The following is a 1,114-nucleotide window of genomic DNA, read 5'->3' on the forward strand; positions in this document are numbered from 1 at the left end:
TCAGAGGACGTCCCGTTCAGGTGCGTGTTAGTTCATGGGTTGTGCCAGGTTGTGGTCGTTTCGCCGGTTGCTCGTTTGGCGAGGTTGGAGAGCATGGCCAGGCGGATCATGCTCTCGGAGTGTTGGGGTTTGGTTTCGTAGTCTCGGGCCAGGCGGCGGTGCATCATGAGCCAGCCGAAGCTTCGCTCCACCACCCAGCGCCGCGGTAGCACTGAGAAGCCTTTGACCTGTGTGTTTCGCGGCACGACCTCGACGTCGATGCCGAGGGCGGCGCCGTGTTCGATGGCTTGGGTCTTGTATCCGGTGTCGGCCCATGCCTTGGTGATGGTGGGGTGGTTGGCGGCGACTTGGGTGAGGAGTTGTTTGCCTGCCTGGTTGTCGGAGACGCTGGCCGCGGTGACCATGACCAGCAGTAACAGGCCGAGGGTGTCTGTGACGATGCTGCGTTTGCGGCCCACGATTTTCTTGCCGGCGTCGGTGCCTTGGGTGCTGGTGGGCACACTGGGAGCGGTTTTCACGCTCTGGGCATCGATGACGCAGGCAGTTGGCTCGGCAGTGCGTCCTTCCCGCTCTCGGACGATCCGATGTAGGTGGACGCCGAGCTTCTCGATGGTCCCGTCGGCGGTCCAGGCACTGAAGTAGGAGAAGACCGTGGTGTGCGGCGGAAGGTCATGCGGTAGGTAACGCCAGGGGATCCCAGTCCGGTTGACGTAGAGGATCGCATTGAGGACTTCCCGCAGGTCAGTGACCTTGCCGCCGAGGTTGAGCGAGGTCTTCTGTCGCTCAGTGCGCCAGGCGGTCAGTGTTGGCTCCATCAGGGCCCAGCGGGCGTCGGACAGGTCGCTCGGATAGGGCTTGCGGGGTGGCTTTGTCGTCACAACATCACTGATACGGCAGGGAGTTGCGGTGAGGTATCACTCGTCGGAGTGACCTGAGGTGGGCGTTCTTCGCGAGTTCGAACCGGACAGGATCTACCGGGCGAATCATGATGAAGCGCGAGCCTGACGGCCGACATCACCCCGACACATTCGGCATGAGCAGCCTCAATCAGACGATTTCAGGCGGGCAATAAAACGGTCAAACCCGCACGTCAACAGCATGAACGTCCTCTCAG

Annotated in this window: 1 protein-coding gene; it reads right to left on the minus strand. The window is 61.8% G+C overall.

What is annotated here, in order from left to right; all coding sequences use genetic code 11:
• Positions 1 to 32: 32 nt before the first annotated feature.
• Positions 33 to 878, minus strand: a complete 846-nt coding sequence (locus MUU72_RS35075) for an IS5 family transposase (RefSeq protein WP_308403926.1) — start codon at positions 876 to 878, stop codon at positions 33 to 35.
• Between the last annotated feature and the right edge of the window lie 236 nt (positions 879 to 1,114).

It is taken from the genome of Streptomyces rhizoryzae, assembly GCF_023155275.1.
Taxonomy (GTDB): Bacteria; Actinomycetota; Actinomycetes; order Streptomycetales; family Streptomycetaceae; genus Streptomyces; species Streptomyces rhizoryzae.